Annotated in this window: 4 protein-coding genes and 1 tRNA gene; all 5 read left to right on the top strand. The window is 52.0% G+C overall.

Annotation, left to right across the window (positions count from 1 at the left end):
• Positions 1-104: 104 nt before the first annotated feature.
• Positions 105-1,322, top strand: a complete 1,218-nt coding sequence (locus tag ACI3UA_RS08870) for a CobW family GTP-binding protein (protein WP_439724455.1) — start codon at positions 105-107, stop codon at positions 1,320-1,322.
• Between the two features lie 86 nt (positions 1,323-1,408).
• Complete coding sequence (locus tag ACI3UA_RS08865) at positions 1,409-2,371, top strand: TIGR03943 family putative permease subunit (protein ID WP_439724454.1); 963 nt, start codon at positions 1,409-1,411, stop codon at positions 2,369-2,371.
• Between the two features lie 23 nt (positions 2,372-2,394).
• Positions 2,395-3,087 (top strand): hypothetical protein, encoded by a 693-nt coding sequence (locus tag ACI3UA_RS08860; protein ID WP_439724453.1) that lies wholly within the window; start codon positions 2,395-2,397, stop codon positions 3,085-3,087.
• A complete protein-coding gene (locus ACI3UA_RS08855; protein ID WP_439724452.1) occupies positions 3,088-6,972 on the top strand; it encodes a PolC-type DNA polymerase III in 3,885 nt (1,294 codons plus the stop codon).
• Positions 6,973-7,056: 84 nt separating this feature from the next.
• Positions 7,057-7,133, top strand: a tRNA-Asp gene (locus ACI3UA_RS08850).
• The last annotated feature ends 82 nt before the right edge of the window (positions 7,134-7,215 follow it).

Raw genomic sequence — 7,215 nt, 5'->3', positions numbered from 1 at the left:
GCAGGGAAGGAATCTTGACAAACCATCTTAATGGGGTAAAATTATATAGTAAAATATATGTTGATGTTTAGATGAGCAGATTTGTGTGAAGTGGGGGCTTTTTGATGACTAAGATTAATATATTTTCCGGTTTTTTGGGGGCTGGCAAGACTACCCTGATTCAGAAGCTGATTAGTGATGGTTTTAAGGATAAAATCGCGCTGATTGAGAATGAGTTCGGCGAGATTGCCATTGATGGCGGCTTTATGAAGGAGGCCGGCGTGGAAATCAAGGAGCTGAATTCAGGCTGTATCTGCTGTTCTTTGGTGGGAGATTTTGAGCAGTCACTGAAGCAGGTGATGGATACCTACCATCCGGAAAGGATTATCATCGAGCCATCAGGTGTGGGCAAGCTGTCTGATGTCAAGAAGGCCGTTTCCACCGTGCTGAGTGATGATGTGGTAATGGATGGCAGTATTGCCGTGGTGCATGCGAAGAAATGCAAGATGTACGCCAGAAACTATGGTGAGTTTTTTATCGACCAGATTGCCCATGCAGACTGCGTGGTTCTGAGCCGCAGTCAGGATGTTACGGAAAAGAAGCTGGCCGAAACAATGGAGATTATACGTCAGCACAATCCGAAGGCGCCGGTAGTCACTACGCCGTGGGATGAGATTGGCGGTGAGCAGATTCTGGGGGCACTGGCCAATAGTCCGCTTTTGTCTGTGGATGAGGTGGAGAAGGAGTGCCACGAGCATAATCATGAGCACGGGCATCATCATGAGGAAGAATGTCATGATCCTGACTGCGCCTGTCATGAGCATGGACATCATCATGACCATGAACATGACCACAACCATGAACACGCTCATGCTCACGACCACGAACATGACCATGCGCACGGACATAATCACAGTCATGACCACGGGCATCATCATGAGGAAGAGTGCCATGACCCGAACTGCAGCTGCCATGAGCACGGACATGGGCATGAACACAACCATGAGCATGACCACGAGCACGGCCACGACCATGCTCACAACCATCACCACCATCATGCTGATGATGTGTTTGGCAGCTGGGGCAAAGAGACGACCAGAAAGTATTCTGCTGATGAGCTGAAAGAGATTCTGGCGGAGCTGGTCAATGCGGATGAGTACGGCGTTATCCTCCGGGCCAAGGGCATTGTGAAGTCCGTAAATGACGGCGAGTGGCTGCATTTCAACTATGTGCCGGGTGAGAGCAGTGTGGAGACAGGTACTGCGGACTATACGGGACGTTTCTGCGTTATCGGCAGCAGACTGCAGGAACACAGCCTGCAGGAGCTGTTTCTGGGTGAGTAATACGTATCAGGGCATTGTCTGATATGGCTTTGTACATTTATTTGTGCATGTTTATTTGTATAATTAGTTATTGGAGATTCGTATAAATGAGTAACAATCAGAATGTACCTGTGTATTTTTTCATGGGCTTATTGGAAAGCGGCAAAACAAGCGTAATCATTGATTTTCTGGCGAATAATCAATTCGGCAAGGCTGAATGCAATCTCATTATCATGGGAGAGGAAGGCGAGGAGGAGATAGATGAAGAGCTTCTCGCCAAGAGCCATGCCAAGATTATTACGGTGGAGGACGTGGAGGAGCTGACGCCGGAGTTTTATCAGGAGCTGCAGGACAAATATCATCCCAGCAGTATATTATTCGAGGCCAACGGCATGTGGAATGCCGGGGATTTTATGAATATCCCGATGCCGGAGGAATGGTTCGACTTTCAGAATGTGGGACTGGTCAACGCGGAAACCTTTGAGGTTTATCAGAAGAACATGAAGGATCGCTTTGTGGATTTGTTCCGTTACTGCGAGCTGATTATTTTTAACCGCTGTGACCACAAGACCCGCCAGCAGGATATCCGCCGCAATGTGCGGGTGGTCAACCGCCGTGCCAATGTGATTTTTGAGTCGGAACTGCCGGATTTTGTGGAGGAGGAGCCGGAGCTGCCATTTGACAACACAAAGGATGTCATTGATCTTGATTTTGATGATTATGGGGCATGGTTTGTGGATATGCAGGATCATCCGGAAAGCTACGACAAGAAAAAGATGATTTTTGATGGCTATATCTGTTCCGCCGAGAAGCGGGGCAAGGTGCATTATGGCGTAGGACGTGTGGGCATGGCCTGCTGCGCCGAGGACATGATGTTTCTGGGCATCGCCGGTGCCGGTGCGCCTTTCCGTCAGCTCGACCACAAGAAGGGTGAGCGCAAGTGGGGACAGATAACAGGAACCGTGCATTGCAAGTGGGATGCCTCCGGCGAGGTTGAGAATCTGTCCTTCAAGGTGGAGGATTTCAAGGAAAAGGCCAAGCCGAAGGATACGATTGTTTACTTCAATTGATGAGAATTTGACGAGGTGTTGTTATGCCGCTGAAGGAAAAAATAATCCAGCGGGTTCAGGAAGAGGCGGGGGAATGGCCCTATCTGGCTGAACTGCCCGATGAATTGCACAGCATGCAGCTTCAGCGGCTGTACAGGGAAAACGAGGACATGTACGAATTGTTTTCCTACACGAATGAGGAGCGGCATCTGGGCTTTTGTGCTTATTTTCATCAGGAAACAGAGGAATACAAGGTCAGGGTCTGGATTGGCCTGACGGAGTTCTGCCTGCTGCAGTTTATTACAGCCAGCTTTGAGGTGTTTCAGCAGCACCTGCAGCAGTACATGGAAGGGGCGATTCATGATCTGACCGTGTACAACCCTGGCAACATGAGCTATGTGACCAGGGAGCTGTGCATTACGGAGTGGGCTTATCAGGGACTGCTGCCGGAAAAGCTGGAGGGGTTTGAGCTATTCATATCGCCGTCGGCTCCTGTCAGGGTGCTGAACGGCTCCTACATAGTTTTTGATTATTCGGATTTTGCCTTGAAGAGCAATTTCATTATTTATTATAACGAGTTCCGCTGTGAATTTTTTGGTGAGGCCAGGATAAAGAACATTCCTGAAATGAACTATGTTTTTGATTCCAAAAGCATAACGGAGCTGGAAGAGAAGCTGCGTGAGCATCTGGTGGAGAGGCTGAAGGAAATCCGCCAGCGTTCCATGTCGGAGGATTAAATGACAAAGTATTGTATTGTACCTGAAAACTGCAGAATTTTGTCCCAGCTGACGGCAGGCATGGAGCTGAAAAAGGAGGAACGCCAGCTGCTGGAGCGGGGCTTTATCCGCCATGTGGAGATTACGCCGGGAGCCAATATGTGGGAAATACTGGTGTGGTGCGATCTGGAGCTGCCGCAGGAGCTTTTGGACAGGTGCAGTGCGCATGTAGCCGGCAAGCACAGGGTGGACAGGGTGGTTTTCTATCCTACGGTTATAAAGCTGGAAAAGCTGGTGGAGCAGAAGTGGTCCCAGCTGATAGATTTCGTGACGCGGGGGGACCATGTGTCCAGAGTGATTCTGGATAAGTCCCGGCGCGTGTATGGCAGGGACAGGGTGCTGCTGCAGGTGCAGGGGGACTTTGCCCGCTATATCCTTGAGCAGCACAGGATTCTTGAAAAGCTGTCAGAAAGCGCGGTAAAGGTCATTGGCTATCCGGTGCGGCTGGATTGTCAGGCCGTTTATGAGGAGATAGAGGCTTTTCAGCAGAATGGGCAGGCCAGGACAGAGGTTACGCCGGAATACATGGCGGCTCTGGAGGCTGTCAAAAACGCGCCGCCGGTGGCCACTGCCCAGGGGGGCGGCTATCAGCAGCCGTCCGGCAGGCAGTATGCCGGTAGTTCTGGCAGCTCCGGCGGTGACAGCGGCAGTTCAGGTGGCAACGGCGGCTCATTCGGCGGCAGTGGCGGCGGCAACGGCGGCGAAAACGGCGGGCGCAGGTACCGCCGCAGGCAGCTGGCCATCGGTGACGGAGATTCGCCGCTGGTATTTGGTGACAGCATCGTAGGCGAGCTGACGCCTATCAATCAGCTGCAGGGGGAAATCCGTTCCGTTGTGGCGCAGGGCTATATTGCCGGTGTGGACGGCAAGGAATTTGCCAACACCAATATGCTGTTGTTTTCTTTGGCTGACAGTACCGAGGGCATCAGCTGCAAGGTGTTCATCAGTGACCATGATGGCTATGAAACGGTGCTGGGGCGTCTGAAAAAAGTGGCCAAGGCAGGGGGCATGGTGAAGGTCAGGGGGCCTGTGCGCTATGATACCTACGCCAACGATTACGGCATCATGCCGGATGCCCTGATGCTGGTGGACATGGAGTCCCGCAAGGACACGGCGGAGGAAAAGCGCGTAGAGCTTCACTGCCATACCAATATGAGCTCCATGGATGCCGTATCGTCGGCCAAAGCGCTGATAACGACTGCCGCCAAATGGGGCTGGTCGTCTATTGCCATTACTGACCACGGCTGTGTGCAGGCCTTTCCTGATGCCATGTCGGCGGCCAAGGACACTGGAATCAAGGTTATCTACGGCGTTGAGGGATATCTGGTGGGCGATGATTACAAGCAGAAAAAGGCTCATCACATCATTATTCTGGCAAAAAATCCCATCGGCCTGCGGAATCTGTACAAGCTGATTTCCATGTCCAATCTGCGGTTTTTCTTCAAGCGGCCCCGTCTGCCCAAAAGGCTCATTCAGGAGTATCGCGAAGGGCTGATTATCGGCTCGGCCTGTGAGGCCGGTGAGCTGATGCGGGCGATTGTGTCCGGCGCACCGGAGGAAGAGCTTTTGGAGATTGCCGGCTTTTATGATTATCTGGAGATTCAGCCCATTGGCAACAATGAGTTTTTAATCCGGGAAGAGGCTTTTCCAAATATCAGCACCGAGCAGGATTTGATAAATCTGAATTTGAAGGTGGCAGAGCTGGCCAAAAAGCTGGACAAGCCGCTGGTGGCTACCTGTGACGTGCATTTCCTGAACCCGGAGGACTATATTTACCGTGCCATTCTCATGAAGGGACGGGGTTTTGCTGATGCCGACAAACAGCCGCCTCTATATCTGCGCACGACGGAGGAAATGCTGGCGGAGTTCACCTATCTGGGAGAAGAGGCGGCATACGAGGCCGTTGTGACCAATCCTAAAAAGATTGCGGATATGGTTGAGAAATTCAAGCCGATTCCTGACGGACTGTATTCCCCGATGATTCCGGGGGCTGATGAGGAAATCAGGGAAATGACCTATACCAAGGCTCATGAGCTGTACGGCAGTGTTCTTCCGAAGGTGGTGCAGGACAGGATAGACCAGGAGCTGAAGCCGATTATTGCCCACGGCTTTTCCGTGCTGTACCTGATTGCCCACAAGCTGGTGAAAAAATCCAATATTGACGGCTATCTGGTTGGCTCCCGTGGTTCCGTAGGCTCGTCCTTCGTGGCTACCATGACGGATATTACCGAGGTAAATCCCCTGCCGCCTCATTGGCGCTGTCCGTACTGCAAGCATAGTGAGTTCATTCTGGATGGCTCCTATGGCTGTGGCTACGATCTGCCGGACAAAGCATGCCCGGCCTGCGGCACGAACATGATAAAGGACGGCCACGAGATTCCTTTTGCAGTATTTTTGGGATTTGACGGGGACAAGGTTCCGGATATTGATCTGAATTTTTCCGGCGAGTATCAGCCGGTGGCCCATAAGTACACGGAGGAGCTGTTCGGCAAGGACAATGTATTCCGTGCGGGCTCCATTACCACCGTGGCTGACAAGACAGCCTACGGCTTCGTAAAAAAGTATTACGAGGAGAAGGGGCAGTCCAAGCGTGATGCCTTTATCGGCAGGATGGCTGTGGGCTGTCAGGGGGTCAAGCGCACCACCGGCCAGCATCCGGCCGGTATCATGGTAGTGCCGCGCAACATGGATGTGCATTTCTTTACGCCTTTGCAGCATCCGGCAGATGACCTGACCTCGGATACGATTACGACACATTTTGATTATCATTCCATCAGCAGCCGTCTGGTAAAGCTGGATATTCTGGGGCACGATGATCCTACCGTTATCAAGATGCTGGAGGACCTGACCCATCGTGACCCGAAAACGATTCCTTTTGATGACCCTGCCACCCTGAGTATTTTTAATTCCACTACGGCGCTGGGGGTTACGCCGGAGCTTTTGGGGGCAAACTCCGGCACCTATGGCATTCCGGAGTTCCGCACCAATTTTACGCGCCAGATGATTGACGATACCAATCCGCGGTGCTTTAGCGATCTGGTGCGCATATCAGGCTTTTCCCACGGTACCGACGTGTGGCTGGGCAATGCCCAGGATTTGATAAAGGGCGGTACATGTACCCTGCAGAACGCTATCTCGGCCCGTGATGATATCATGATTTATCTGATGCACAGCGGTGTGGATCCGCTGGCCTCCTTCAAGATTATGGAGCGCGTCAGAAAGGGCAAGGGGATACCGGAGGATCAGGTGGAAATGCTCAGGGAAAACAATATTCCTGAGTGGTACATCGAATCCTGTCAGAAGATAAAGTACATGTTCCCACGGGCCCACGCTACGGCCTATGTTATGATGGCCTATCGCATCGCCTTCTGCAAGGTGCATTATCCTCTGGCCTACTATGCGGCGTATTTCTCTATCCGCGCGGCGGCCTTTGATGCGGATATTATTGCCATGGGCAAGAAGGCGGTGGAAGAGAGGATGGCGGAGCTGGAGGCCAAGGACAAGCGTGAAGCCAAGGAGGATGAGCTTTATGTGGTGCTGCAGCTGGCCTGGGAGATGTATATCCGCGGCTTTGTCTGTGAAAAGGTGGATTTGTATCGCTCGCAGGCGGACAGGTTCATGATGGTGCCGGAGCGTAACGCTATCCTGCCGCCTTTTACGGCCCTGGGGGGGCTGGGCGGCGTGGATGCCCATTCCATTGAGGATGAGAGGAAAAATGGTGCCTTTTCCTCCATTGAAAACCTGAAGAAGCGCACGGGGATTACCAAGACCTCTGTGGAAGCATTGCGGCGGCATGGCTGTCTTGACGGCATGGATGAGAGTGACCAGATGTCACTTTTTGGCTAGTTTTTCAAAAAAAGAGTTGACAAGCCTGTCGATTTTATATATAATTTCAATTGTTGTCACGTAAGTGGGAAGTAAATAGAAAACGGCCCGGTAGTTTAGTTGGTTAGAATGCCGCCCTGTCACGGCGGAGGTCAGGGGTTCAAGTCCCCTTCGGGTCGCCATTTTCTTCTTGCAGGGACAGCAGTTGGAGATGCGGAAATAGCTCAGTTGGTAGAGCATCACCTTGCCAAGGTGGGGGTCGCG

It is taken from the genome of Anaerovibrio sp., assembly GCF_051866355.1.
Lineage (GTDB): Bacteria > Bacillota > Negativicutes > Selenomonadales > Selenomonadaceae > Anaerovibrio.
This window is presented reverse-complemented; position numbering and strand designations above follow the sequence as displayed.